The organism is Microbulbifer maximicatervae (SeqCode), from assembly GCF_052467815.1.
The window spans coordinates 2,375,653-2,401,616 of the sequence record NZ_CP174326.1; the positions used below are offsets into that span (position 1 = coordinate 2,375,653).

At 49.5% G+C, this 25,964-nt stretch carries 21 protein-coding genes and 1 tRNA gene; 18 read left to right on the forward strand and 4 right to left on the reverse strand.

The window, feature by feature from the left end:
* The first annotated feature begins 604 nt into the window (after positions 1–604).
* The 4 genes from ACJJIW_RS10310 (at position 605) to ACJJIW_RS10325 (ending at position 5,733) form a co-directional block, all read left to right on the forward strand.
* Positions 605–2,152 carry a Re/Si-specific NAD(P)(+) transhydrogenase subunit alpha gene (locus ACJJIW_RS10310; protein WP_282931355.1) on the forward strand — a complete coding sequence of 516 codons (1,548 nt, stop codon included), beginning with the start codon at positions 605–607 and terminating at the stop codon, positions 2,150–2,152.
* A gap of 15 nt (positions 2,153–2,167) precedes the next feature.
* Positions 2,168–3,559 carry a Re/Si-specific NAD(P)(+) transhydrogenase subunit beta gene (gene pntB, locus ACJJIW_RS10315; protein WP_282931356.1) on the forward strand — a complete coding sequence of 464 codons (1,392 nt, stop codon included), beginning with the start codon at positions 2,168–2,170 and terminating at the stop codon, positions 3,557–3,559.
* A gap of 211 nt (positions 3,560–3,770) precedes the next feature.
* Complete coding sequence (locus ACJJIW_RS10320; protein WP_444937270.1) at positions 3,771–5,357, forward strand: S41 family peptidase; 1,587 nt, start codon at positions 3,771–3,773, stop codon at positions 5,355–5,357.
* A 1-nt stretch (position 5,358) separates the two neighbouring features.
* Positions 5,359–5,733 (forward strand): hypothetical protein, encoded by a 375-nt coding sequence (locus ACJJIW_RS10325; RefSeq protein ID WP_282931358.1) that lies wholly within the window; start codon positions 5,359–5,361, stop codon positions 5,731–5,733.
* 34 nt (positions 5,734–5,767) lie between these two features.
* Here ACJJIW_RS10325 and yhbY read toward each other — a convergent pair whose 3' ends face one another.
* The gene (yhbY, locus tag ACJJIW_RS10330; RefSeq protein WP_108734403.1) at positions 5,768–6,070 is read right to left on the reverse strand and encodes a ribosome assembly RNA-binding protein YhbY; all 303 of its coding nucleotides are present in this window, start codon (positions 6,068–6,070) and stop codon (positions 5,768–5,770) included.
* Between the two features lie 143 nt (positions 6,071–6,213).
* On the opposite strand from yhbY, the gene rlmE reads away from it, so the two are divergent.
* From rlmE to cas6e, 14 genes are all read left to right on the forward strand, one after another.
* On the forward strand, positions 6,214–6,834 hold the full coding sequence (gene rlmE, locus ACJJIW_RS10335) for a 23S rRNA (uridine(2552)-2'-O)-methyltransferase RlmE (RefSeq protein WP_108734402.1): 621 nt from the start codon (positions 6,214–6,216) through the stop codon (positions 6,832–6,834).
* 187 nt (positions 6,835–7,021) lie between these two features.
* Positions 7,022–8,941 (forward strand): ATP-dependent zinc metalloprotease FtsH, encoded by a 1,920-nt coding sequence (ftsH, locus tag ACJJIW_RS10340; RefSeq protein ID WP_444894768.1) that lies wholly within the window; start codon positions 7,022–7,024, stop codon positions 8,939–8,941.
* Positions 8,942–9,032: 91 nt separating this feature from the next.
* The gene (gene folP / locus ACJJIW_RS10345) at positions 9,033–9,878 is read left to right on the forward strand and encodes a dihydropteroate synthase (RefSeq protein ID WP_444937271.1); all 846 of its coding nucleotides are present in this window, start codon (positions 9,033–9,035) and stop codon (positions 9,876–9,878) included.
* Between the two features lie 94 nt (positions 9,879–9,972).
* On the forward strand, positions 9,973–11,325 hold the full coding sequence (gene glmM / locus ACJJIW_RS10350; protein WP_282931361.1) for a phosphoglucosamine mutase: 1,353 nt from the start codon (positions 9,973–9,975) through the stop codon (positions 11,323–11,325).
* Positions 11,326–11,444: 119 nt separating this feature from the next.
* Positions 11,445–12,179: a triose-phosphate isomerase gene (tpiA, locus tag ACJJIW_RS10355; RefSeq protein ID WP_444937272.1), complete on the forward strand. Its 735-nt coding sequence runs from the start codon at positions 11,445–11,447 to the stop codon at positions 12,177–12,179.
* Positions 12,180–12,249: 70 nt separating this feature from the next.
* Complete coding sequence (gene secG / locus ACJJIW_RS10360; protein ID WP_444891953.1) at positions 12,250–12,684, forward strand: preprotein translocase subunit SecG; 435 nt, start codon at positions 12,250–12,252, stop codon at positions 12,682–12,684.
* 9 nt (positions 12,685–12,693) lie between these two features.
* A tRNA-Leu gene (locus ACJJIW_RS10365) sits at positions 12,694–12,779 on the forward strand.
* A 1,338-nt stretch (positions 12,780–14,117) separates the two neighbouring features.
* Entirely contained in the window at positions 14,118–16,283 is a 2,166-nt protein-coding gene (locus ACJJIW_RS10370) for a choice-of-anchor U domain-containing protein (RefSeq protein ID WP_444937273.1), read from the forward strand.
* Between the two features lie 45 nt (positions 16,284–16,328).
* Entirely contained in the window at positions 16,329–16,568 is a 240-nt protein-coding gene (locus tag ACJJIW_RS10375; protein ID WP_444937274.1) for a hypothetical protein, read from the forward strand.
* Positions 16,569–17,036: 468 nt separating this feature from the next.
* Positions 17,037–18,638: a type I-E CRISPR-associated protein Cse1/CasA gene (gene casA / locus ACJJIW_RS10380; RefSeq protein ID WP_444937275.1), complete on the forward strand. Its 1,602-nt coding sequence runs from the start codon at positions 17,037–17,039 to the stop codon at positions 18,636–18,638.
* The gene (gene casB, locus ACJJIW_RS10385; RefSeq protein WP_413663214.1) at positions 18,638–19,216 is read left to right on the forward strand and encodes a type I-E CRISPR-associated protein Cse2/CasB; all 579 of its coding nucleotides are present in this window, start codon (positions 18,638–18,640) and stop codon (positions 19,214–19,216) included. Before casA ends, casB begins: the two co-directional genes overlap by 1 nt.
* Before the next feature lie 204 nt (positions 19,217–19,420).
* The gene (cas7e, locus tag ACJJIW_RS10390; RefSeq protein WP_444937276.1) at positions 19,421–20,497 is read left to right on the forward strand and encodes a type I-E CRISPR-associated protein Cas7/Cse4/CasC; all 1,077 of its coding nucleotides are present in this window, start codon (positions 19,421–19,423) and stop codon (positions 20,495–20,497) included.
* A gap of 8 nt (positions 20,498–20,505) precedes the next feature.
* Positions 20,506–21,264, forward strand: a complete 759-nt coding sequence (gene cas5e / locus ACJJIW_RS10395; RefSeq protein ID WP_444937277.1) for a type I-E CRISPR-associated protein Cas5/CasD — start codon at positions 20,506–20,508, stop codon at positions 21,262–21,264.
* Positions 21,265–21,274: 10 nt separating this feature from the next.
* Entirely contained in the window at positions 21,275–22,045 is a 771-nt protein-coding gene (gene cas6e / locus ACJJIW_RS10400) for a type I-E CRISPR-associated protein Cas6/Cse3/CasE (RefSeq protein ID WP_444937278.1), read from the forward strand.
* Between the two features lie 784 nt (positions 22,046–22,829).
* Here the strand turns inward: cas6e and ACJJIW_RS10405 are convergent.
* The 3 genes from ACJJIW_RS10405 to ACJJIW_RS10415 all read right to left on the reverse strand — a co-directional run bounded on the left by ACJJIW_RS10405 (position 22,830) and on the right by ACJJIW_RS10415 (position 25,814).
* Entirely contained in the window at positions 22,830–24,188 is a 1,359-nt protein-coding gene (locus ACJJIW_RS10405) for a hypothetical protein (RefSeq protein WP_444937279.1), read from the reverse strand.
* 343 nt (positions 24,189–24,531) lie between these two features.
* Positions 24,532–25,086: an endonuclease V gene (locus ACJJIW_RS10410; protein ID WP_444937359.1), complete on the reverse strand. Its 555-nt coding sequence runs from the start codon at positions 25,084–25,086 to the stop codon at positions 24,532–24,534.
* Positions 25,080–25,814: a tetratricopeptide repeat protein gene (locus ACJJIW_RS10415; protein ID WP_444911462.1), complete on the reverse strand. Its 735-nt coding sequence runs from the start codon at positions 25,812–25,814 to the stop codon at positions 25,080–25,082. The genes ACJJIW_RS10410 and ACJJIW_RS10415 overlap by 7 nt, the downstream gene beginning before the upstream one ends.
* Positions 25,815–25,964: the final 150 nt, after the last annotated feature.

The window sequence follows — 25,964 nt, forward strand, 5'->3', positions numbered from 1 at the left end:
TTGCACAAGTAGGGGGCTAGTACATATTTTTCAGGCAGAAAAGTGTGACTTGGTACTATGGAAGCAAAATCATCTGCACATTTGTGGTTTGCGTGAATAGACTGTCACATGGCGCGTTATTTTTTATTATAGGTGTAATGCGATAGTCGCCTTTATCGACAATATTTAACTAACACGGTGTGTTTGGCGATCTATTTGCGGTTATTAAAAGTAGTCAGTTACCCCTAAATTATTGTAGTTTTTTGTTTGTTTGTAGGTGGTCACTCCACTGTGGGGATTTTCTTGGGTTGAAAATTCATAGTGAATTGAGCGGTAAGGCCATTTAAAAAGGAAAACTCCTTATATTTTGGATAAACAAATAGCAATTTAACTTCAGGGAAAAGGTTTCGAGCGAGACTAATTTTTGCTTATTTCTCCCAAGTCTATATAGCCAATTCAGGATATATAGTCTTATTAATTTCACCAATTACGGCTATCAGGTTATCCCTCTTTTCATCCCCTTTGACGACGTTTACACTCGATCTGTTTATAAATTGGGCAATCCAATACTTTTTGAGGTAGATGTAGCTGTAAGTTCATAAAATCAACTAAGAGGGGCACGGCGGTGATTATAGCCATACCTAGAGAGACCGCAGAGGGAGAAGCACGTGTTGCAGCGACTCCCGATAGCGTAAGACGATTACGCGATTTGGGTTTTTCCGTAGCGGTGGAGAAGGGGGCTGGTAACAGGGCCAGTTTTACTGATGAAGCTTATGCTGAAGCCGGTGCAGAAATCCGTGAGGATATGCAACAGTGCCTGGCTGACGCGGGCATAGTATTAAAAGTACAAGCACCAACTGATCAAGAGTTGGCCCTGATTCCCAAAGGGGCTACGCTGATCGCCTTTCTGAAGCCGGCACAAAATGCCGAGTTCCTACAGAAGCTTGCCGAGCGCGATATCAATGCGCTAGCGGTCGAGTCGATTCCAAGAATTTCCCGCGCGCAAAAAATGGATGCGCTCAGCTCCATGGCAAATATTGCCGGCTATCGTGCGGTTGTGGAGGCTGCCCATAATTTCGGTCGCTTCTTTACCGGGCAGATCACAGCTGCAGGAAAAATTCCCCCGGCAAAAGTACTTGTTATTGGTGCTGGTGTAGCGGGGCTCTCTGCAATAGGTACGGCAAAAAGCATGGGAGCTATTGTGCGGGCCTTCGATACCCGCGCTGAAGTACGTGAGCAAGTGGAGTCCATGGGGGCTGAATTCCTTACCGTAGAAATTGAGGAGGAAGGCTCGGGCTCCGGTGGTTACGCCAAGGTGATGTCCAAGGAATTTATTGATGCTGAAATGGCACTGTTCCGCGAGCAGGCCAAAGAAGTGGATATTGTGATCACCACTGCCTTAATTCCGGGGAAACCAGCTCCGAAATTATGGCTTGCAGATATGGTCGACAGTATGCCTAAGGGTTCTGTCGTCGTGGATTTAGCGGCAGAAATGGGCGGTAACTGTGACTATACGGTGGCTCATGAAAAAGTGGAGCAGAATGGCGTCACTATTCTTGGTTATACCAATTTGCCCAGTCGAGCAGCTGCACAATCCTCGCGCCTGTATTCAACCAATCTCGCTCACCTGCTTGGGGAGCTAACGCCGGAGAAAGATGGCGAGATTAATCTCAATTTTGATGATGAAGTGATTCGTGGTGCCACAGTGGTTAAATCCGGTGAGATTACCTGGCCTCCACCCGCACCAAAAATTTCCGCTCAGCCCAAGCCATCGGCGAAAGCTACTGAGGAAGTGAAAATTGTTGAGGAGAAAGCTGAGAAACGAAAATCTCCCGTATCTATTTTTGCATTTTGGGCGATCGCGGCAATCTTATTGTTGTGGTTGGGGCGCGTCGCACCTCCTGATTTCGTCTCGCACTTTACCGTATTTGTCCTGGCAATATTTGTTGGCTGGCAAGTGATTTGGAATGTTACCCATGCGCTACACACTCCGTTAATGAGTGTTACTAATGCAATTTCCGGCATTGTGGTTGTTGGTGCATTAGTACAGCTTGGAATTGCCAATTCGGGTTTGGTGAGCCTGCTTGCTTTCATCGGCGTGTTGGTGGCCAGTATTAATATATTCGGTGGTTTCTTTGTGACCTACCGTATGTTGAAAATGTTTCGCCGGTAAGGGGAGGAGAGAGTGATGAACGGTATGATTGCAATGGCTTATCTCTTCTCGGCAGTGATGTTTATCTTGAGTCTGGGAGGTTTATCCAGTCACGAAACTGCGCGCAGGGGAAATATTTACGGCATGGTGGGAATGGCAGTTGCCATTATCGCCACTATTGCTGGAGTGGCCGCCGGGGCTTACTGGATGGTCGCCATCGCCATGATCGTCGGTGCGGTGATTGGTTTGGCACTGGCCAAGCGTGTGGCTATGACTCAAATGCCACAAATGGTGGCTTTGCTACACAGCTTCGTCGGCTTAGCTGCGGTATTAATTGGTTGGGGCGGTTTCCTTGATCCGGTTGTGGAGTTACACGGAGCTGCTCATGTTGTCCACAGCACTGAGATATACCTGGGTGTATTTATTGGAGCAATTACCCTGACCGGTTCTTTGGTTGCTTTTTGTAAGTTGCAGGGATTGGTTTCCGGGAAACCATTAATGCTACCGGCCCGGCACTGGCTTAACTTGATTGCCATTTTGGCTTGTATTGTTCTGGGTGTGTTGTTTGTACCGGCAGATGTGCATGCGGGTACGGTTATTAACTTACTGTTAATGACCTCAATTGCATTGCTGTTAGGTATTCACCTTGTGGCAGCTATTGGCGGCGCTGATATGCCGGTGGTTATATCCATGCTGAACAGCTACTCCGGTTGGGCCGCTGCCGCTACCGGATTTATGCTGGGCAATGACCTGTTAATTGTAGTGGGCGCCCTGGTGGGTTCTTCCGGTGCCATCCTGAGTTACATCATGTGCCGGGGAATGAATCGCTCTTTTATCAGCGTTATTCTCGGTGGATTTGGCTCTGATGGTGGTGAAGTCTCCGATGAGGAAGTCGATGGTGAAGTAATTGCCATTGATCAACAGGAGCTTGCGGATGAACTGGATGCGGCGGACAGTATCATTATTGTTCCCGGATTCGGAATGGCGGTAGCCCATGCCCAGCAGGCGGTTAGTGACTTGACCGATCGTTTGAGAAAAGCGGGCAAAACAGTGCGCTTTGGTATTCACCCGGTAGCTGGACGTCTTCCCGGACATATGAATGTGCTCTTGGCTGAGGCTAATGTGCCCTACGATATCGTTCTGGAAATGGATGAGATTAATCCAGATTTTCCCGCTACAGATTTGGTTTTGGTGATCGGTGCTAACGACACGGTAAACCCGGATGCAGTGGAAAAACCGGGCTCGCCTATTGCCGGTATGCCGGTGTTGGAAGTTTGGAAGGCCGGTAAGGTTGTTATCCTTAAGCGCTCTATGGCTTCAGGGTATGCGGGAGTTGCTAACCCGCTGTTTTACAAAGAAAACTCACGCATGCTGTTCGGTGATGCAAAAGATAGTTTGCAGGGGGTTTTGGGTAAGCTCGGAAGCTAATCCCTGACCCGGGTTATCAAATGTAATTAAACCTACTTTGCACAGAAGGGCTTGGAGGGGTACAAATTGGACAGTGCCTCTTCAGGCCTTTCTGCGTTTAGGTTTGGTGATTTATTTTGATGAAAATATGGTTATCGAACCTCGCATCAAATAATGATAATCTGCCAGCCTTTACATATCTTTACAGTAGAGAGTTACAAGGAGTTTGGGGATGGAAATCCGTCTACGTAAGCTAGCTTTAACAGGGGTGGTTACTCTGGGAGTTTTGGGTCTGGCAGCTTGTGGGGGGGGAGGCGGTTCTGATTCTGGGGCTCCAACAACAGATAGTGGTACTTGGGAAGAGGGTAATTTCCTGACCTCCTCTACCTATGCTAACCAGTGTGTTTCTCCTCGCAGTGGCACAGATCCAGCAACCGGTTCAGCCTACGCTGATGTAGCGGGCAGCCGTGAAGATGAGAATAACTGGCTGCGCTCAATGAGCAATGAACTCTACTTGTGGTATGACGAGATTGAGGATCAAAACCCAGCTGATTTCGATGACTCTTTAGCTTATTTCGAAGAGCTAAGAACTTTCGCCCTGACTCCCTCCGGTCGGGAAAAGGATCGTTTCCATTACACTGTCCCCTCAGATGAATGGTATTCAGAATCAGAATCCGGTGTTTACGTTGGCTATGGTGTTCAGTGGGCCCTACTTTCCAGCACCCCGCCACGTAAAGCAGTAGTCGCCTACCTGGATGAGGAAAGCGGTGGTGATTTGCCCGATATTATGACCCGTGGTGCAGAAGTTATTAGTGTCGACGGTGTTGATCTGGCCTACGGCGATGATGTGGATACCCTGAATTACGGTATGTGGCCAGAAAATGATGGTGAGTCCCACGTATTTGAAATAAGACCTTTGGGTTCTTCAATGATCGAGACTGTCACGCTGGTTGCGTCACCGGTGCAATCTGACCCGGTTCAATATGTTAAAACTGAAGTGACAGATTCGGGCCGTAAAGTCGGTTATATGCTCTTCAATGATCATATTGCGACAGCGGAAGCGGAGCTGATTGATGCTGTTACCGAGCTTGAATCGGAATCTATTGAAGAGTTAGTGCTTGATCTTCGCTATAACGGCGGTGGCTATCTCGATATCGCTGCGGAACTGGCCTATATGATTGCCGGTGATACTACTGTGGGGCAAGTATTTGAAATTGCCCAATTTAATGACCAGCACCCGGAAACTAACCCAATTACCGGAGCGCCTTTGGATGGGACTCCATTCTATTCGACCGGCTTAGGCTTTATTGATGAGTCTTTATACGGAAAAGAACTGCCGACTTTAAACCTCTCGCGGCTGTTTGTCCTAACCAGTGAAAATACCTGCTCTGCCAGTGAAGCCATTATCAATGGCTTGCGCGGCATTGATATCGAGGTTATTCAGATAGGTGAGACTACCTGTGGTAAGCCCTATGGTTTTTATCCTTTGGATAATTGTGGCACCACTTATTTCACAATTCAGTTCTCCGGTGTGAATGCAAAAGGCTTTGGTGATTACTCCGATGGCTTTATGCCCAATGGTGATTACGGAACTGATGCCGATTTGCCAGGGTGTGTGATCGGTGACGATTTTGACAATCTCCTGGGGGATGTCGATGAAGCGCGCTTTGCTACCGCACTGAATTATATCGAGACCGGAGTGTGTGGAGATATTTCCACCAGTGCATTCTCCATATCAGGTGAAAGTGAAGATGCTCCCGTTTTCAATGCGAGAGTGACCAAGGAAGTTTCCCGCAGTAACCGCATAATGGTGAAATAAAATGAGAATGGCAGCTCTGGCTAAACTTTGTGGTTTTGCATTAATGTGCCTTGGCTGCTCCTCTCAGCAAAGTGTTGAAACTGCAACACCGGCGCTGTTACTGGAAACAAGCCCGGAGATTCAAAGCAAGTTGCAAACTGCAGTTTCGCAAGCGTTGGGTGGAGCTAAAGTGACCCTTGGCCCGAAGGTGTTTGTAGATGATACCGTTTTAGTGCTTGAGAATACCCCGAAGCAGATGGCATTGATTGGTAGGGATATGGGGCGGCCGATTAAGTTTCAGCTGGTCGGCAATGGTGAAAAGTGTTGGTTGACACGGCTGTCCACTGGAGAATCCTGGGAGTTGCCTGTGCTGTGTAAGCCAGTGTCCACTGGTTGAGAAAAGAAAGGGGAGCATTAGCTCCCCTTTTTGTTTAACGCAGCAGGTTGGACTTGCGAATATCCGGCTTCTGCGCCGCGCGGAAAATCAGGGCAATCTTGCCGATTTCCTGTACCAGCTCGGATGAGGATTTTTCGCAAAGCTCACCAACGATTTGGTGGCGTACTTCCCGGTCGGCGATCATCAGTTTGACTTTGATCAGCTCGTGGTCTTCGAGTGCACGGTTCAGTTCTTCCATCACCCCCTCGCTCAGCCCATTGCCGGCTACGGTCACGACAGGTTTCAGATTGTGACCTAGAGAGCGAAGAGCTTTTTTGCGGTCGGCGGTTAAAGGCATACAATACTCCATTACCACTTTGTGGAATTCGATGTGGGAGCGGCCACAGACCGCGATCGTCGCCAGCGTTTGTTCGGCGGACCCGATCGCGGCCAGTGGCCGCTCTTATAATTAAGCTGTAGTGATTGTAGGCATTGTACCCGATGGGCCGATCTAAGAGCAGCCACCGTTGGCTGCGTGAACATTTTAATGACCATTACGTCAAACAGTCCCAAAAAGAGGGCTATCGCTCCCGTGCCAGCTACAAGCTGCAGGAGCTACAAAATAAGGACCGCTTATTCAAGCCAGGAATGACTGTTGTCGACCTGGGTGCGGCTCCAGGGGGCTGGTCCCAGGTAGCGATGGAGTTGGTAGGGCACAAAGGCAAGGTTTTGGCGTCAGATATATTGCCGATGGACCCACTGGCCGGTGTGGACTTTGTCCAGGGGGACTTTACCGAGGAGTCGGTGCTCAGTGAACTGTTACAGCGCATGGGCGATGAACTGGCAGACCTTGTGATTTCCGATATGGCCCCCAATATGAGTGGGATACGCGATGTTGATCAGCCCGCCTCCATGTATTTGGTGGAACTGGCGGTCGATATGGCCCGGCAGGTACTTAAGCCCGGTGGTGCATTTGTTGCAAAGGTATTCCAGGGAGAGGGTTTCGACGAGTTGATCCGCGACTTGCGTGGGAGCTACAACAGTGTCGTAACTCGCAAACCTGGTGCTTCCCGCCCCCGTTCACGTGAAGTATACGTGGTGGCGCGAGGATTTAAGGGCTGAGAGCGACTGAGAACATCGGCGTATTTCTAGTCTGACTCCCCGTATGGTATAAGCGATACCTGTATCGGGGGCGAAGGCTGTTGACCCCCCGCACCTATACTGGTTTTATCCGGTATTGATGTGGCCGGCATTGCCGGAATGAACGGATTTTGATTGCGAAAGCGAGAGGGCTATCCCTTTGAATGATATGGCAAAGAACCTGGTACTGTGGTTGATCATCGCAGCGGTACTGCTGATGGTTTTTCAAAACTTTAAACCGCAGTCACGGGATGAGGCTCTCAGTTACTCCGACTTTGTTCAGGATGTGCAGTCGGGCCAAGTAAAGAACGTGATCGTAGACGGTCTGGTGATCACCGGCGAAAAAGCCGATGGCAGCCGCTTCAAGACTATCCAGCCACAGATTATCGACGATGAACTGACCAATGAGCTGGTGCGCAGCAATGTGCAATTTGTTGGTCGCGAGCCTGAGTCACCGAGCATCTGGCAGCAGCTCCTGGTAGCCAGCTTCCCGATCCTGATTATTATCGCTGTATTTATGTTCTTTATGCGCCAAATGCAGGGCGGAGCCGGCGGTCGCTCAGGCCCTATGGCATTTGGTAAGAGCAAGGCGCGCCTGCTGGGTGAAGACCAGATCAAGACAACTTTTTCCGATGTTGCCGGTGTAGACGAAGCTAAGGAAGAGGTACAGGAGCTGGTCGAGTTCCTACGCGATCCCACCAAGTTCCAGCGCCTGGGTGGCAATATCCCTCGCGGCGTACTGATGTGTGGTCCTCCCGGTACCGGTAAGACCCTGCTTGCCAAAGCAATTGCCGGCGAAGCAAAAGTACCTTTCTTCTCCATCTCCGGTTCTGACTTTGTTGAGATGTTCGTTGGTGTGGGCGCTTCCCGGGTGCGGGATATGTTTGACCAAGCCAAGAAGCAGGCTCCCTGCATCATCTTTATCGATGAGATTGACGCTGTTGGCCGTCACCGTGGAGCCGGCGTTGGCGGCGGTCACGATGAGCGTGAGCAAACCCTGAACCAGTTGCTGGTTGAAATGGACGGTTTCGAAGGTAATGAGGGCGTGATCGTTATTGCCGCGACCAACCGCCCGGATGTACTGGACCACGCCCTGCTGCGCCCAGGTCGCTTTGACCGCCAGGTATTTGTCGGACTGCCGGATATTCGCGGCCGCGAACAAATCCTCAAGGTCCATATGCGCAAGGTGCCTATGGACGACAAGGTGAACCCGCAGACGATTGCCCGTGGAACCCCTGGTTTCTCCGGTGCCGATCTGGCCAACCTGGTCAACGAAGCCGCCCTGTTTGCTGCGCGGGCCAATAGACGCACCGTGACCATGGAAGAGTTTGAGCGCGCCCGTGACAAGATCATGATGGGCGCCGAGCGCAAGTCCATGGTGATGAATGAAAAGGAGAAGGTGAATACCGCCTATCACGAGGCCGGTCACGCCATTATTGGTCGACTGGTACCGGAGCATGACCCGGTACACAAAGTAACTATTATCCCCCGTGGCCGCGCTCTGGGTGTGACCCAGTTCCTGCCAGAGGAAGACAAGTACAGCCTGTCAAAGCGCGCGATTGAATCGCAATTGTGCTCCCTGTTTGGCGGCCGTATTGCTGAGGAAATGACCCTGGGTATCGACGGCGTTACTACCGGCGCTTCCAATGACATCGAGCGGGCCACCGACTTGGCGCGCAGTATGGTGACCAAGTGGGGCTTGTCTGAAAAGCTCGGCCCATTGCATTACGGCGAAGATGAAAGCGGTCAGCCCGGCCAGGGTAATCCGGTTTCCGGCAAGACCACTTATGAAATCGAAGCCGAAGTACGCCGTATTATTGACGGCTGTTACGACCGCGCTCAGAAACTGCTGGAAGACAATCGAGATATTCTTGAAGCTATGAAAGATGCGCTGATGGAATATGAAACCCTGGATGCGGACCAGGTTAGTGATTTGATGGCTCGTCGCAAAGTTCGCGCACCAAGGGACTGGGAAGACAATAACTTCGGCTCTGGTGGAAACAGCCCGACTCAGGATACTGAAACCACAGAGGCCTCAACTGAGGCAGATAAGAGCAATACCGTCGGCGGCCCATTAAACGGCCACTGATTCTCCGAAGCGACTAACTGGACAAAACCAAATGCCGGGTTGGGGATAGGGCGATAGCCTGTTCCGATCCGGCATTTTTTTATTTCAGCCAATGAAAATTATCTGTGGTAACCACACCTTAGACCTCTCCCAACCGGTGGTTATGGGGGTTCTGAATACGACGCCGGACTCCTTTTCCGACGGTGGCAATTACTATGCCTCCGGTACCCTGGACTTGACCCTGGCTCTGCAGAGAGCGGAACAGATGCTCTCTGAGGGAGCGACAATCCTGGATATTGGCGGAGAATCGACACGCCCTGGCGCATCGCCGGTCACCGAGCAGCAGGAGCTGGATCGGGTAGTGCCGGTGGTGGAGGCAATCAATGCGAACTTTGACGCGATTATCTCTGTCGATACCAGTACTCCGGCAGTGATGCGTGAGTCAGCTGCGGTAGGGGCGGGACTGATCAATGATGTTCGTGCCCTGGAGCGCCCGGGTGCACTGGAAGCAGCCGTCGAGAGTGGCTTGGCGATCTGCCTGATGCATATGCAGGGTCAGCCCGGCACTATGCAGGATGATCCGTCTTACACTGATGTTGTAGAGGATGTCGCCAGGTATCTGCAGAAACGGGTCGATCTCTGTATCGAACTGGGAGTGGCACGGGACCGGCTTATTCTCGACCCGGGTTTTGGCTTTGGCAAAACCGATGAGCACAATTTGGCGTTGTTGCGTAATTTGTCGCAGCTGGCGCCAGTGGATATGCCCATACTGGCGGGCTTGTCGCGGAAATCGATGATTGGCCGCCTGCTCGATCGAGATGTAGATGGCCGACTCCCCGGTAGCCTGGCCCTGGCCATGTTAGCTGCGCAAAAGGGTGCAAGAATTTTACGTGTCCACGATGTTGCGGAAACCGTGGATGTGTTGCGCATGCAGCAATTGGTTTGCAGCGAAATTTGATGAGTGATGTCTTACAGAGACCTTAAGCCGCAGGGTCCTGTTGTGGTTTTCCGACAGAACAGAAAAGCGGCGAAGTACACAATTGAGAAGCGTTATGGAAAGAAAGTATTTTGGCACTGATGGTATTCGTGGTCGCGTTGGCGAGGGAGCAATTACTCCCGATTTTATGTTGCGCCTGGGATATGCAGCGGGCAAGGTACTGGGAAGAATTTCCAAAGCTAAACACCACCGGCGCCCCCGCATCCTGATTGGTAAGGACACCCGGGTCTCCGGCTACATGTTTGAGGCAGCGCTGCAGGCGGGCCTGATTAATGCTGGCGTGGATGTCGCCTTATTGGGACCAATGCCAACTCCGGCGATCGCCTACCTGACCCGAACTTTCCATGCCGGTGCAGGCATTGTTATCAGCGCCTCCCATAACCCTTACCACGACAATGGCATTAAGTTTTTCAGCGCTGAAGGTTCCAAGTTACCGGATGAGGTTGAATTGGAGATTGAAGCGGCTCTCGAGCTGCCGATGGAAACTTCTGACGATCTCGGTCGCGCCTATCGAGTTGATGATGCAGCCGCGCGTTACATCGAGTTCTGCAAGGCTTCTACGCCCTGGGGTTTCTCCTTGGAGGGTTTGAAAATTGTCCTCGACTGCGCCAATGGTGCCACTTATCACGTAGCGCCAATGGTGTTTCGTGAGCAGGGAGCAGAAGTCAGCGTAATTGGAGCAGGTCCAGATGGACTCAATATCAATCTTGATTGCGGCTCCACTAAACCACAGCAGTTGCAACGGGCCGTGGTTAAGCGCGGTGCAGACTTGGGCATAGCCTTTGATGGTGACGGGGACAGGGTGTTGTTCGTCGATGCCAATGGGGAATTGGTCGATGGCGATCAGCTGTTGTATATCATTGCTATGCACCAGCATAAATTCCTGGGCGGTTGCAGTGGTGTTGTCGGCACCTTGATGAGCAATTACGGTTTTGAGCTCGCATTGCGCGAAAACAAAATCCCGTTTGAGAGAGCCAAAGTGGGCGACCGCCATGTGCTTGAAAAAATGTCAGCTAATCAGTGGAAGCTGGGAGGCGAGTCGTCAGGCCATATTATCTGTGCCGATGCATCTACCACCGGCGACGGTATCATTGCCGCACTGCAGGTACTGCGTGGCTTGTGTGAATTTGATGAGCCCTTGCATCAGCTTAAATCCCGTATGACAATGTTCCCCCAGCACATGATTAATGTGCAACTGGCTCATCGCGATGGTGTTCTCGATCACACAGACGTTAAGGCCATTGTTGTCGATGCGGAACGTCAGCTCGCAGACAGCGGACGTGTGCTGCTGCGGCCATCGGGCACAGAGCCTCTGATCCGGGTAATGGTTGAAGGCCGCGACAGCGCCCTGGTGGAACAGCTGGCCAAAGATATTTCCTCCGTGGTGGAGCGAATTGGAAATAACTGATCTGCTGCAATTTAACCCGTAGTAAATCGGTCCTCTTGGGGCGCAGAAGAAACTCGTATAATTTTGGTTGTATGTTGGCGTCAATGTCGCTAAGATTTGCGCCCCTTGAAGGAGCACACATGCGAACACCGCTAGTAGCAGCAAACTGGAAAATGAACGGCAGCCGCGAGTTTGCCGAACGTTTTTTCACCGAACTCAACCTCGAAGGTGTGAAGTTCGGTGTTGTTGTTTGCCCATCTTTTCCATACCTCGGCCTGGTGGCTGATGCAGCGGAAAAGAGCGGAGGTTTCAGCTTGGGTGCCCAGGACCTTAGCCAGGAGCCCGAAGGGGCGTTTACTGGTGAGGTTTCCGCTAGCATGTTACTGGATTGGAATACCCGTTACGTTATTGTCGGGCATTCTGAGCGCCGTAGTCTCTACGGAGAAACCAGTGAGTTAGTGGCGAAAAAATTTGTTGCGGCCCAAGAGGCGGGATTGACTCCAATACTTTGCGTCGGGGAAACCCTTGAAGAACGCGAGCAGGAGCGCACTCTCGAAGTGGTTGCAAAACAACTTCAAGCGGTTGCCGATATCATTGATTCGGCTGGCTGGAAGCAGTCCGTGATTGCCTATGAGCCGGTATGGGCCATTGGCACCGGAAAAACTGCTACTCCTGATGAAGCCCAAGCTGTACATGCATTTATTCGCTCGCAGTTGGGAGATTTGGGCGCTGAAGTACAGATTTTATATGGCGGTAGTGTAAAATCCGCAAATGCCAGGGAGCTTTTTGCCCAGGCAGATATTGATGGTGCCCTGGTGGGTGGAGCCTCGCTGGATGCCGGCGAGTTTGCTGAGATTTGTCGCGCTGCTGTTTAAATTGACAGCACGCGGGTTGGCGAATACTGAATAACGGGTTGTTTAGACCCCGGTAGAGAGTTTCCAGAAAATGGAAAAATTGGTATTAGTTGTACACGTTTTGACCGCATTGGGCATTATTGGCCTGATTTTGTTGCAGCAAGGTAAAGGTGCCGAAGCCGGTGCATCCTTTGGTGCGGGCGCGTCCCAGACAGTTTTTGGTAGTCAAGGTAGCGGAAATTTCTTTTCCCGCTTGACAGCAATTTTTGCGACGGTATTCTTCGTCACCAGTTTCGGCCTGGCCATCCTGGCTAAGCAAGGTGCAGGCGCCAACGTTGATGCGGACCTTCCGCAAATTCCAGCAATGGAGCAGCAAATTGGCCCAGCCGAAGAACTGCCGGCTATCGACAGCGATATCCCGCAGCTCGAAACAGATTTGGAAACTGGCGATATCCCGCAGATTCCTGCAGACAGCACCGGCTCAGAAGAGCCAGCTGCTAACCAGGAAAGTGAGGAACAGCAGTAAAAGATTTTTGCCCAGGTGGTGGAATTGGTAGACACGCTATCTTGAGGGGGTAGTGAGCTATGCTCGTGCGGGTTCAAGTCCCGCCCTGGGCACCACATCAAGATCCGAAGAAGTTCGGAATCATTCAAAAAGCCCGGTAAATCCGGGCTTTTTGCTATCTGGAGGGTACACAGCCCTCCGTTCTTGTTCGTTGTCATCCGGTGTTACATTTGGTGCTACCTGGTTCAATTTAGAAACTGGTAGTACCACCATGGCTATGACAGGTGCTCAAATCAAGTAGGCCAAGCCAAGCGACAAGGATTAGTGGCTTGTGGATATCTGGTTGTTCTGTATATGGCTCTTATGCTCAGAGTTCAATACGCAAAGTAATGTAGCCAATAAAACTTGAGCGCTGGAATCAGCTTTAGATCTTAACTTTGGCCAAGTAGAGAGCCAGTCATTTCAACAAAAAATGATATGGACCACTAGCTGTTTGACTAAGTCAGGGAATAATTATGTATACCTTACGCCGTTGCTTATTTATAAGCTCCAGTATATTCACCCTAATTTATGTCTTGCGATGGCTTCTTGCCTATTCATGGTTGTGGGTGATTGGCTATCTTGTAGTTGGTGCAATATTCGTAGGTTTCTCAATGTGGCTTTACTCTGGTATGTATAACGAAGACGAATGAAAATTTTTGCAAGCGCGCATATGCATAGCTGAATAGTGTCGTCTTGGCGGTCTATGCGGTTTGAGTTTCTGTACTTTACCGACCACCAAGGGTTCTAGGGGGGCATGATTCTGGGCGCCCTTTGGGATGTTTTGGAAATCACTTCAACTAAAGTAGGGCTACCTTCAGAGCATTAGGTAAACCGATACGTTGTCGATTTGGAGTAGGTGAAGCCACGCTTGAATTTCAGTATCACGCTCAATCGTTGAGCCCCCTCAGTAGGGGGCAGGATTCAAAGTGGTGTTACTTTTTTGTTGTGCTTTCCTATACGTCCCGCACTGATCAAGAAACGAAGAGGCTCCGAATCATCCAAAATGCCCGGCTGGTCCGGGCTTTTTACTATTTAGAAAATAAAAATATTAACCTTTCACTTTGTCAGGAATTGCCCTGTATAGCCTTGAATATCCCTTCCTGGCTCACTCATTTATGACCAGGTGCCTCTCCAATAATTTATAAGCCATCTGCAGAGCTCATCGGTGGTTGATGTGATTTTGTAGACAGGAAACATTCACTAGTAGGCCTGTAATTCTATGTAATAGCTTTTCCGGGAGGTTTGGTTGCGGGTTTATTTGGGGGGATGGATACTGGATTACTCCAGTTGCTCGGTATCAAGTTAGTAACTATTTTGCTTCCCATTCGCGATCCCTATTCTCGGCACCAGTTCTGAAAGTGAATTCAATATCGGCTGAGATTTTTGGTAAATATAGAAAAAGGAGTTTTCGATTGAAGTCTTATACCACTAAATACAAAAAGCTTTCGACACTTCGGGGGCTAATAATATTTGTCGGGCTACTGTCCATGGAAGGTGTATCAGCTGACGCCTCTCCTTCTGATCTTGATATTGATAATGATGGTCTGATTGAAATTCGTAATTTAACAGACCTTAATGAGATTCGTAACAACCTAGACGGATCAACTTTATACAGTAGTAACTATGGTTGCCCAGAAAGTGGCTGTTATGGCTTTGAGCTGACCAAAGACCTGAATTTTGATACCAATGACGATAGTTATGTTGATGCGAATGATGAGTACTGGAACGAGGGCTTGGGCTGGGAGCCAATCGGTACGAGTGAAAACCCGTTTACTGCGACCTTTGAAGGTAATGGCTATTCCATCAATAACCTCTATATAAACCTCAATGGAGGAGTATTAATGGTTCTGAATGGATACACAGGCCTGCTGGGAATCGTTCAATCGGCGGAAATACGCAATTTTACTATAGTTGATACTCTCGTTTCTTTTATTGGCACTATTTCCGCTGGGGGAGACTCTACAAGCCCAAGTGAAGGGTGCTCGGGAGATATGGCTGAGTCTAGTACTATTTCCAATAGTGAATTAGGTTCTATATGTGAATTAAGCTCGATTGTGCTGACCTTAGATTTATCCGATACCGAGATAGCATTACCCTATATTAATTTTGAATCTCCAGTAGAGGGTAATGAAGTATTTGTTATTGATTTATCTGAATTCCCTTCAGTTGATGAAGAGTGCGGGGCTAACGATTTTTCTGGGGACAACGATAGCTTTTGTGTTACTGGATCAACAATTAGTTTCCAGGAGGGGGCTGATGGTGACAGTTTAGTTGCTATTTCAAGTATTCCAGTTATACCTAGCGCTACGTTTAACTTTTACCCCATAGTTACGGCAAAGCTATCTCAAGCTGGTCAGTTCAGGGCTGTAATTTATGAGGATCAGGGACCGGCAGAGATTCAAGCCTGGGTTACAGATGAGTATGAGCTGGACCCATTTACCTATAGTTGGAACAGCCCAAAGCTAGTTCAGCTCAACGACTCTGGTGAAAGCGTATTTACCTTTGATCCAGCAGGTTTGTCGGGAGCTTTCGAAGTTACTGTTACTGTTACAGATTCTGGTGGTTTGTCAGATACTGCGAAGCTGATATTACGAGTGGATGGCAGTGCCCCTGTATTGTCTGATAATGAGGATGCTGATCAGGATGGGCTGAGTGACAGCCTTGAGGGATTCTTAGATTTAGATGGTGATCGCATACCGGACTATCTAGATAGGGTGGCGGTTCGTTCCCAGCTGCCGGTAAATAGAACTGGTGCAGTGATGCAAAGCTCTGAAGGGACAAGCTTGAGACTTGGTGATAGTGCCTATATTGCCGGTCAACAAGTGGGCCAGGTTACGTTGGAGGATATAGATAATCTCTTTGAGGATAATTTGGCAGGACAGAATAGCTATAAATTCCTGCATGGTATTTTTGACTTTGTTGTTTACGATACAGATTTTGGGGAAAGCGCTAACATCGTTGTCCCTTTAAATGCCGCCTTGCTCGAAGGTGCTCGTTATCTGAAATATCGCCAAAGTGTTGGATGGGTGGATTTTATTGAGGATGAATTTAACCATGTATCTTCTGCACTGGGGCAGTTGGGTGATTGTCCTGAGCCTGGCAGTGATGAGTACCAGCCAGGGCTCCATGAAGGCCATTTTTGCATCCAGCTCAGTTTACAAGATGGTGGCCCTAACGATGATGACGGGGAGGTGAATGGTATTATCGTTGATCCCGGTGCTGTTGCGACTCTCAATGTCAATGAGCCAATTGTAAGCATAAACTCCTATTTACTTGAGCGTTCACAGTTTCTGCTAGAGCAGGAAGCCCCGGTATTAGCTTTCTCTCTGCAGAGCGATTCTGCCGATGCGATATTGAAGTCATTCACAATTAAGGCCGATGGCGAGCTGAATGAAGTGTCAGACTTACAGCAGGTGCGTTTGTATTTGGATCGGGACAGTGACGGGATTGCCGCTGAATCGGAACTGATCGGCAATGGGTTTTATTCAATTGATAACGGCTCCCTGACGTTAGATTTATTCAATAAGTTTCAGTTGCCTGTCGGCGAGACCCGGTTTCTGGTGACGTATGAATTCTAAGTTTCAGAGAATTTTTTGGGTTTTCTGCTAATGGTAGGTGGATATATGAAATCTTTAAAATCTGATATATGTTTATATCTTTTATTGGCTATGATTGCCTTTGTTGGGGCTTGTGCTGATTCATCGAATAATGTGGTAGAGCCGGATGAAAAATCGGCAAGTAAAGCCTTTTTAGTTAGCCTGGAGTCAGTTGAGGTTGAGAGGCTCAGTAATGGTGATGCTGTGTCTGTGGATACAAATGAGACTGAAAATAAAGATCTTGTTTTGGAATTTCCCCCCGACTAAATAATGTTTTAATAAGTAAGAACATAATGCCCCTTTTTAGGGGCTTTTTTGTGCGTAATTTTTAAGAAACTTATAAGGGGGATAATAGAGAGTGACTAATCATTTGTTAATGATTTTGTCATAAAGGATTTAAGTATCCAGATAAAGGCTGAAGTTGATGCAAATATCCTTACATTTATAAGGGTTGATATGGCAGTAGTCGATTCGTAGCGGGTAAACGGCCGTGCATATAATTTTCTGTCTGTGAGAGGGAAAAGATGCCCAGACTTGAGCCAGATCATTTTTCCCTAGTCAGAGTGGCATAAGGTAATGGAATTAGTGTCCCGGCAGTGACGCTGAGAGATTGAGCACTCAAAAATGAGGCAGAGGCGCTCGCACTGCTCTGAGTGTAACTGTTCCCTCTAGCTCTTAAAAAAAGCATGGCTATAGCAGAGTAAGAGGGCGGAGACTGGATCAGGGAGGATCGTGGTGAATTTGGTTGAAGATTCCTGGCTGCCAATTATCCGGCGATGCGGTAAGCAGGAAAGAATTGCTCCTTGGCAAATTGTCGAGGTGGATAATCCTGTCGTAGATATTTGCACGGTACGACCGGATTTTCGCGGGGCGCTGTTCCAGTTTTTAATTGGCCTGTTGCAAACAGCTTTTGCACCTGAAAGTGTCGATGATTGGGGAGTCTACTGGAAAAAGGCGCCTACTGAGGAAACACTGAAATCACGGCTGCAAAACTACGCTCCCAATTTTGAATTGTTTCAAGAGTCCGGGCCTGCATTTATGCAGGACTTGGAATTGAGTGTGGGGGAATCAAAGTCGATTGCTGCCCTACTGATTGAGGCGCCGGGCAGTAAAACCTGTAGAGATAATCAGGATCTATTTATTAAGGGCGGTAGGGTGCAGGGTGTATGTCCCAGCTGTGCCGCTAGTGCCTTGTTTACCTTGCAAATTAACGCCCCCTCCGGAGGAGTGGGGCATAGAACCAGTTTGCGTGGTGGTGGCCCTTTGACCACATTGATAATTCCAGAGGCAGAAGATGCCAACCTTTGGCAGAAATTGTGGCTCAATATCTTGCCACAAAAGGAGTTTGGGGCGAGGTCTGAAAGTTCTGATAGTTGTATCTTTCCCTGGCTCGCTCCCTCCCGCCTCTCTGACAAACAAGGTTCCTCTACGTCTCCCAATGATACCCATCCCCTGCAAATGTACTGGGGTATGCCGCGCAGGATACGTTTCTATATCCCGAGAGAAGGCAAGGGTTACTGCGATCTTTGTGGAGAGCAGACGAATCAGTTAATTCGGGAATATACCACTAAGAATTATGGCATTAATTACGAGGGTCCCTGGATTCATCCCCTGACGCCCTATCGACGTGATCCCAAGAAAAAAGCCCCACCCTTGAGTTTGAAAGGTCAACAGAGTGGCCTCGGTTATCGGCATTGGTTGGGGCTTATGTGGAATGACCATTCACATGGCGATGAAGCGAGCCGGGCGGTGCGCTTCTTCCATGAGGAATATGCGGAAATTCTCGAAGAACTGGATTCGAATGTCGATGTGCGTCTGTGGGGATTTGGCTATGACATGGACAATATGAAAGCGCGTTGCTGGTATGAACAGGAAATGCCAGTACTGCCTATTTCCCCCGAGTACCGGTCGCTATTTATTCAGCTGGCAGGGCAGCTTTTAACGGCTGCAAAAGATACTTTGAAAGAGCTGCGCTTTAGGGTCAAGGCTGCCTGGTTTAATAACCCTAATGAGGCTAAAGGGGATTTTTCATTTGTCGATCAGGCGTTTTGGCAGGCGACGGAAAGCCAGTTTTATCACTCGCTCAAGCAATTATCCCTCGAATCCAAGAAATCCCAATTTACACCTGCACCGGTGGCTATTGCCTGGGCACACATATTGAAAAAAACGGCCTTGGCGCAGTTTGACCATTGGTCAATGGAGGGCTCTGCGGAAGACCTGAAATTGCAGCGAGTGACTCGGGCGCGACGTCTTTTAAGGAATAAGCTCGCCAGTCTGGCAAGTTTAAAGACTCTGGATAATACAGCCAAAGTTGAGCAACAACAGGAGGAATTGTGATGGCCGGATATCAATATCTTAGCGATACAGATGTGAGCCGACTGCGCGAGTGGCACCGCTGGCTCAATGACAAAGCTGGCCGGGCCGACCGAGCGCGTTTGCGCCGTGCGGTAGAGCCTATGGATGTAATGCCTACTCCCGCCTTTATCCGTTTTTTAAAGGATATGCCCGAGCGCTGGCAGAAAGATGAGCAAATTCGTATCGAAGATGCGGCTCTGGTAGCCACAGTAATTGCACACGTAAAAGCTGATAACACGAGCAAAACAATTGATATTGATAGCAGCGAGGCTATGGATGTCAGCTTTGCCCGATCCCTGGCTATGCCCCGGGAGAGGGGCGGGCGCCCCCCTTTAAGTGAGCTGCGCTTTTTTCAGTTGCAAAAAAGTCGCGATACGGCCGAGTTTTATCGCCGCATAGTACGGGCCCTGGCCCTGCTGGATGGCAGAGCCAATATAGCTTCTCTTGCCAATGATTTGCTGCACTGGCAAAGAGAAATGCGCACAATTCCCGCAAGACATCCACAGGAACGCCTGGCTGTGCGTTGGGCAACTGATTACTACGCCGTATTACCAGACTGAGAAGTATTTAGAGAATTCCAAATTAAAGGGGTCTTAGGGGCCTAAAAATATTTTAAATGCTATTCCCATAACAACACTAAGCACTAAGCACTAAGCACTAAGCACAGAGCAAAGCCAGACCGATTGACAGTGACTGTTGATCAGATACCTGAGAAATGAATCGAAGTAATGTGATGGCCTGACGGTCGCAACAAGGAGAGATTTATGAGCCGCTTTATTCAATTGCATGTATTGACCGCCTATCCCCCTGCGAACCTGAACCGGGATGACTTGGGGCGGCCAAAAACAGCGAAGATGGGAGGTTGTGATCGCCTGCGAATCTCTTCCCAGAGCCTTAAGCGTCACTGGCGAACGTCAGAGTTGTTCCAGCAGGTATTGGCTACGGAGCAGGGGGATAGCCTCATTGGCACCAGAACCAAGCGTCAGGGGGTACTGGCCTATGAGACTTTATTGGATCTGGGTGTCTCTGAAAAAAAGGCCAAATTGTGGGCACAGAAAATTGCCGAGCAATTCGGTAAGTTAAAAAAGCCGGAAAAAGATAACCCTCTGGCCGATTTGGAAATCGAGCAGTTGGTTCACCTCAGTAGTGCCGAGCAAAACGGGATCAATGCACTACTGAAAACCTTGGCAGAAGAGGGGCGGGAGCCGGAGAAGACAGAGTTGGATTTATTGCGCAAGGAAAACATGGCAGTGGATATCGCCTTGTTTGGCCGTATGCTCGCTTCCAAGCCCACCTATAACGTTGAAGCGGCGTGCCAAGTGGCCCATGCACTCTCGGCTCACTCTGTAGTGATTGAAGATGATTATTTTACTGCGGTAGACGACCTGAATGATCGCAGCGAGGATGCCGGTGCTGCTCACTTGGGGGAGGCGGGTTTTGCTGCGGGATTATTTTATTCTTATATCTGCATTAACAAAGAGCTGCTCATTGAAAACCTGGGCGGGAATAAACCCCTGGCCGATCGAGCTGTAGCTGCGCTGACTGAGACAATCCTTAAAGTTTCTCCCAGCGGTAAACAAAACAGCTATGCCAGCCGTGCCTATGCCTCATATGTCGTGGCCGAAGCCGGTGACCAGCAACCGCGCTCTCTCTCTGCGGCCTACCTGAAGCCGGTTGATCGCTATAGCGAGGATTACGCCCATGACGCTATTGATGCACTGCAAAAGCAATTGCAGAGTTTCGATAAGGTGTACGGGGATTGTGCTGATAGCCGCTATGTTCTCAATGCCGTAACTGGCGAAGGTAATATCGAGGAACTTTTGGCCTTTGTCAGCGAATAGGTGGCGCTATGGAATACCTAGTATTTCGTCTTTACGGTGCCATGGCTTCCTGGGGGGAAGTGGCTGTGGGGGAATCCCGCCACAGCGCACACTATCCGGGTAAATCCGCTATTGCGGGACTATTTGGTGCGGCACTGGGGATACCCCGGGAGCGAGAGGATTTACATCAGAACCTGGCCCGGCAATATCGCCAGGCGGTAAAGGTGCTGAATGTCGGTACTTTGCTGAAGGATTTCCACACGGTACAGGTCCCAGATTCCGCCGGCAAGCGCCGCTACCATACGCGCCGGGATGAGCTGGTTGTAGGGAGAGCGCGTCTGGGAACCCTGTTATCCCGCAGGGAGTATCTGGTGGATGCGCAGGCGATAGTGGCCCTGAGATCCTGTGAAGAGGCTAACTGGACTCTGGCGGAGCTGTGTGAAGCCCTGGCCCGGCCAAAGTATCACCTCTACCTGGGGCGCAAGGCATTTCCCCTTTCAGCCCCCACTGCCGCACGGGTGATTGGTGCGGATAATTTCCGCAGCGCCCTGGATCATTATGAATCCCCGGAGTTGCTGGATTACCAACCGGAATGGGCCCGGCAGGAGCGCTGGTTGCCCACTGAAGAGAGTTGTCGTTACTACTGGGAGGGTAGCTTGGATGATTTCTCTGCGGAAGATGGAGTGTTTTCAGCAGGATCTGTACAGCGGCTTAGCCGTCTCGATCAGCCCCTATCTCGCAAGCGCTGGCAGTTCCAGCCGCGTATTGAAAATCTCTGGCAGTCATAAGGGAGCGGCTATGTATTTATCCAGAGTTCAACTATCTCCCTCGCTGGCGGAGCAGAAGCAGCTGGCGCGGTTGCTCAGCGAAAACAGCTACGGTATCCATCAAATCTTGTGGGATCTTTTTGAGGGTGATGAGCGCTTTTTATTTCGTGAGGAATCCTCGCGGGAACAGCTGCTTAGCAAACGCAATCTACCGGTGTATTACCTGCTGTCTAAAGTCCGGCCTGCGCAGGACAATCCGATATTTTTGGTAGAGACTAAAATCTTTGAGCCCCGCTTAAACCCCGGCGATCGGCTGGCCTTCCGCCTGCGGGCGAACCCTACAGTTGCTCGTAAAACTGAAGGGCAAAAGCGCGGCAAGCGGCACGATGTGCTGATGGATGCTCAATACCATTGGTTGAGGGAGCAGTGCGAATTGCATGGTTTACCTGTTGAAGGTGGCAAAGGGCAGCTGAAGCAGAGCTTGGTGCAGGAAAAGCCGGAGCAGTTTGACCAGGGGCAGATTGAAACCCGGTTACAGGATGTCAGCCAGACTGCCGCCCGCAGCTGGTTAATTCACCGGGGGACGCGCCTCGGATTTGATATTTACCCACCAAAGCTTCACTGCAATGGGTATCGTTGGAATTTGTTACATAAAAAGCAGCGCGGTGCTGGTTTCAGTTCTGTGGATTACCGGGGAGAGCTTTTGGTTACTGAACCCGAATTATTTATAAAAAATATTTTTGCGGGTATGGGGCCGGCCAAAGCATTTGGTTGTGGATTGATGTTAATCCGCCGAATCTGATTGGGATAATTAGAGTTGTTATACAGCTGGAAGTGTTTGAAGAGCGAGGGCTGGGATTCAATAGTATCGGCAACGATACTAAGACTTTAGCGGATAGCAAATAGGCATATTTAGAAAGTTCCCCGCATCAGCGGAGATAAATCGACCGGTGGGATGATGGTCAAGCCAGCGTCATACTGTTCCCCGTATATACGGGGCTAAACCGGAGGGTATCCTGTTATACACTCCTTTCCGAATAGGTTCTCCGCATAAGCGGAGTTGCACCGGTAATTGCGCAATAAGGCGATCTTAACTGAGGCTGTTCCCCGCCCAGGCGGGGTTAAACCGTGGAAAATCGTCAAAGCTGCACGGTAATGATTCGGGCTATTCCCCGCTGCTGCGGGGGTAAACCGAGTGTGGGGTTGGGTTGTGCCGACACCTGAGTTTGTTCCCCCGCTGGGCGGGGCTGGACCGTAGCCGATAGCGAACGGACATTAGTTCTGAAAATGTTTCCCCGAAAGCTCGGGGATGCAATGGGGGTGTGCTATGATCGCGCTCCTTTTGCGCGACTGTTCCCTGTTTGTACAGGGGTAAACCGGATAAGGCATAGCCTTAGTGCTTTGCGCAAGGTGTTCCCTGAATGCTCGGGGATAAACCGACGATGGAGAAGTTGTCGGAGTGCATCCTAGTTGTTCCCCGCTCTCGCGGGGCTGCACAACGACTTTTCCCTTCTTCTTTTTCCTGTAGATTTCGCAATCGAAAGCCCCGCAGTGTATTACCGGGGGCTTCTGAATTTTGGCTGAAATTACTGGATGATTACGCCGGTATTACTCTCGCCGCCGATCTGGAAGTTAAAAGCGCGGCCATTAGAACCTGTCTGAGTAATTTCCTTGGTGTGATTGTTACCAATTTGCAGGCTAAAGGCTGAGTTGGAGTCACCACTCTGGGTGATGGTGATGTTATTACTATCGCCAAATTGTCGGGAACTTATTGAAAGAGACTCACCAGCTTGTTCGAACGTTGCCCGGTTATCAAAACCCAATTGACGGGTGAATATATCTACCTCTGTTCCTGCCTGCTCGATATTGGCAACATTCTGCAACCCGGTTTGTTCATTGGTCGCGCTGATCAGGAAGCCGCCTTGATTAATAACAACCACATTATCAATCAGGAACTGTTCGCTGTTCATGGAGTTGAATTCGGCACCCAGCTGGGAACCAGTGATCTGGTTGGTGGTACCGGTCTGGTGTATATCGATACTGCTACTCAGTGCGGATTGTTCTAAAGCCGCGTTGTTGCCCCCACCATTTTGGCGCAGCTCAAGGGTATTAAAGGCACCGGTTTGGGTAATCGAGGTGATATTGGCATCGCCGAGCCTTTGGATAATCAGAAGGTCATTGAACAGACTGTCTACTTGGGTTGCAAACGCGAAGTGGCGATTGTTTGTTTGCCGTAAGGTCATACTGCTGCTGACACTGGCAAATTGTGCGAGCCCGCCATAGATATCGCTGCCATCCTGCAGTATGTCCAAGGTGCCATCGATTGTGGCAACCAGGCTGGCGGTGGCGAAGTCGTCCCGATCAAACTGAAAGATTAAAACGGAACTGCCTATATTGCCTGCGGTTTCGTCTACCACGGCACTTTGCCTTTCGCCGTCCTGGAATACAAAAATGCTGCCGTTAGCACTGGCTTCCTGGCGACCAATAAAAAAGTGACTGTCTCCATCCTGGATATTGGTAATGGTATTACCGCTGCCAAAGCGCTGTTCGATAGTGGAAGCATTGGAGGTACCGAGTTGCAGAATAGATACCTGGCTGTCGAGAGAGAGTTCTTGGGTGATCTCGGAAGTATTTTGCGATCCGATTTGTGTATTGGTTGCGCTTAGAGAAGCACCACCGGATTGAGATATCGTGGTCTCATTTTGACTGCCGATCTGGGAACTCTGAATACTACTGTTAATAACACCGCCACTTTGAGTGGCGGTAGCAGTATTAGTATCACCTATTTGGCGTTTGATAATAGTATTGCCGAAACCTGCTTCAGTTTGATCGGAATTTGCTGAGTTACCTGAACCGATTTGTTCCAAGTCAGTAGAGTTGGTGCCCAGCGCATTGCCGCTAAAGGCAACCAGTGCGAGTGTCGCAATACTGGCGCATAACTTCATGAGTAACTCCTTTACTACAAAACTTCCAAGGAGCCCATTCGGGGCTGCTAATGAATATCGTCCACTCGCGCTTCACAAGTGGACATCAAAAACTACGAGCCGAATACATCAGTATGGGATCTTAGCTACTTCTAGCCGTCTATCTAAGCGCCAAATTATCCCTATAGGATAAACGGATGCCAGGTAGCTTTTACTTTCAGTAGCTATTTCCCGCCGAATAGAAAAATTATTGCTGGCATCGAAGGGGTAGGATATGAGAAATAAGTATTGAAAATGTAGGAAGAAAGTCCCAGGGATGTGACTGGGAAATGGCGGCGATAATTGCCTTTCATTCTCTCGGGAATTATCGTGGGGACTTTCGACACTCGCGGTCCACGCGTTTCAATAAAGTGGGGATACGGTGGTCTCCATGCATCTTTTTCACCAATTTTTTGGCTTCCAGCAAAGGGAGACCGAGGCTGCTGATATACAGCGGTTTTATACTTTTTCCCCGCAGCAGCTCCGCCTCAACAGGGGTGTCCTTAAATGGTTTCTTGGCGACACCGATGATGGGAACTTCCTGCTGGAGAGCAGAATAGAGATGGGCACCCAGTCCCGGTTTTTGTTCCCCTCCGAGAAATACATAACCATCGATAACAATCAGTTCTGCTTCTATCTTGTGCTCCTCGATTAGGGTGAGGATACAGGGGAGTTCTCGCTTGTAGAAAGCACCGGGCTCATAGGCCAAGGTACTCTCTATTTTACTGAGATAGAGTTGCTCGGGCTCAGGAGCTGACCAATTCTCAAAGCCGACCCCGGCTACCATTGCTCCGGGGTCCCGGTAATCTACATCTACCGCCAAAATCATATTGGGAGCCTTTTTTTTCCATTGAGCCGAATGTTGCGATTGGTTCAGGATACTTCCAGTTTTGCCTGCTTTAACAGCTGCTTATGAGTCGCTTTGTAGTGCTTGCCCAGTGTTTTGGATTTATCAAGGATTTCATTGAACAAGACATTGGCCTTTTCCGCCTGGGATTGATCTTTTAAGAATAAGGCAAAGTAAAAAGTCGCTTCTGGTCCGCTGTAGTATTGGTACAACGTTTCATACTCGTGGTAGGCCTCTTTTACTTGCTTCAATGCCGCTAGTGTACGAGCGTAAAGTAAGTGAGCATCCTGATTTTTAAAATCGGGGTTTTTTTCGATTAATTGGTCCAGTGTTTCCTTGGTTAGTTCAAACAGATTGAGAGCAAACTGACAGCGTGCCAACCCAAACATCAGCTCAGGGTCATCCTGATGAACCCCCTGGAGGCACTTTTCATAGAGAGTTTTTGCTTCATGATAAAGGCCACGCTTCACGCATTCATCGGCCATGCGCATAGAGTTTTCCACATTATTGGAGCGGGACAATTCTTGTGCAGCCTGGTGGATATCCCGATTGGGATTTAGAGTTTCCCGCACCGTCCTGCGCGCATTTTTGGCACTGCGTGATTGGTTTACTTCCGGCAGGATTTCCAGGACCAGGTAAGCAATAACTCCGGCCATGGGCAGCATCACCAGAACCCAAATCCAAGTGGTGTTGCGCCCGGTTTTGAGCACGTGAATTACAAAAGCTGCCTGAATAAGGATGGATAGAATAAGAAACGGCATAGGGATTACTCTTCTTATTTTCGCTACTAACTTTTCGTGGGCAAGGTTAACCGAGTTCGCTTAGAACACAAGGACTGTGGATCATGGAGTTGTGCACTATGGTACCACTCTGTATTGAGTGTACAGTTGTCGCAATATACTACTGGGCCA

Bases quoted from the DNA above. Each gene is read 5' to 3' on its own strand.
- pntB (WP_282931356.1), top strand. From the start codon at position 2,168: ATGAACGGTATGATTGCAATGGCTTATCTCTTCTCGGCAGTGATGTTT.
- ACJJIW_RS10320 (WP_444937270.1), top strand. From the start codon at position 3,771: ATGGAAATCCGTCTACGTAAGCTAGCTTTAACAGGGGTGGTTACTCTG.
- ACJJIW_RS10325 (WP_282931358.1), top strand. From the start codon at position 5,359: ATGAGAATGGCAGCTCTGGCTAAACTTTGTGGTTTTGCATTAATGTGC.
- yhbY (WP_108734403.1), bottom strand. From the start codon at position 6,070: ATGCCTTTAACCGCCGACCGCAAAAAAGCTCTTCGCTCTCTAGGTCAC.
- rlmE (WP_108734402.1), top strand. From the start codon at position 6,214: ATGGGCCGATCTAAGAGCAGCCACCGTTGGCTGCGTGAACATTTTAAT.
- ftsH (WP_444894768.1), top strand. From the start codon at position 7,022: ATGGCAAAGAACCTGGTACTGTGGTTGATCATCGCAGCGGTACTGCTG.
- folP (WP_444937271.1), top strand. From the start codon at position 9,033: ATGAAAATTATCTGTGGTAACCACACCTTAGACCTCTCCCAACCGGTG.
- glmM (WP_282931361.1), top strand. From the start codon at position 9,973: ATGGAAAGAAAGTATTTTGGCACTGATGGTATTCGTGGTCGCGTTGGC.
- tpiA (WP_444937272.1), top strand. From the start codon at position 11,445: ATGCGAACACCGCTAGTAGCAGCAAACTGGAAAATGAACGGCAGCCGC.
- secG (WP_444891953.1), top strand. From the start codon at position 12,250: ATGGAAAAATTGGTATTAGTTGTACACGTTTTGACCGCATTGGGCATT.
- ACJJIW_RS10375 (WP_444937274.1), top strand. From the start codon at position 16,329: ATGAAATCTTTAAAATCTGATATATGTTTATATCTTTTATTGGCTATG.
- casB (WP_413663214.1), top strand. From the start codon at position 18,638: ATGGCCGGATATCAATATCTTAGCGATACAGATGTGAGCCGACTGCGC.
- cas7e (WP_444937276.1), top strand. From the start codon at position 19,421: ATGAGCCGCTTTATTCAATTGCATGTATTGACCGCCTATCCCCCTGCG.
- cas5e (WP_444937277.1), top strand. From the start codon at position 20,506: ATGGAATACCTAGTATTTCGTCTTTACGGTGCCATGGCTTCCTGGGGG.
- cas6e (WP_444937278.1), top strand. From the start codon at position 21,275: ATGTATTTATCCAGAGTTCAACTATCTCCCTCGCTGGCGGAGCAGAAG.
- ACJJIW_RS10405 (WP_444937279.1), bottom strand. From the start codon at position 24,188: ATGAAGTTATGCGCCAGTATTGCGACACTCGCACTGGTTGCCTTTAGC.
- ACJJIW_RS10415 (WP_444911462.1), bottom strand. From the start codon at position 25,814: ATGCCGTTTCTTATTCTATCCATCCTTATTCAGGCAGCTTTTGTAATT.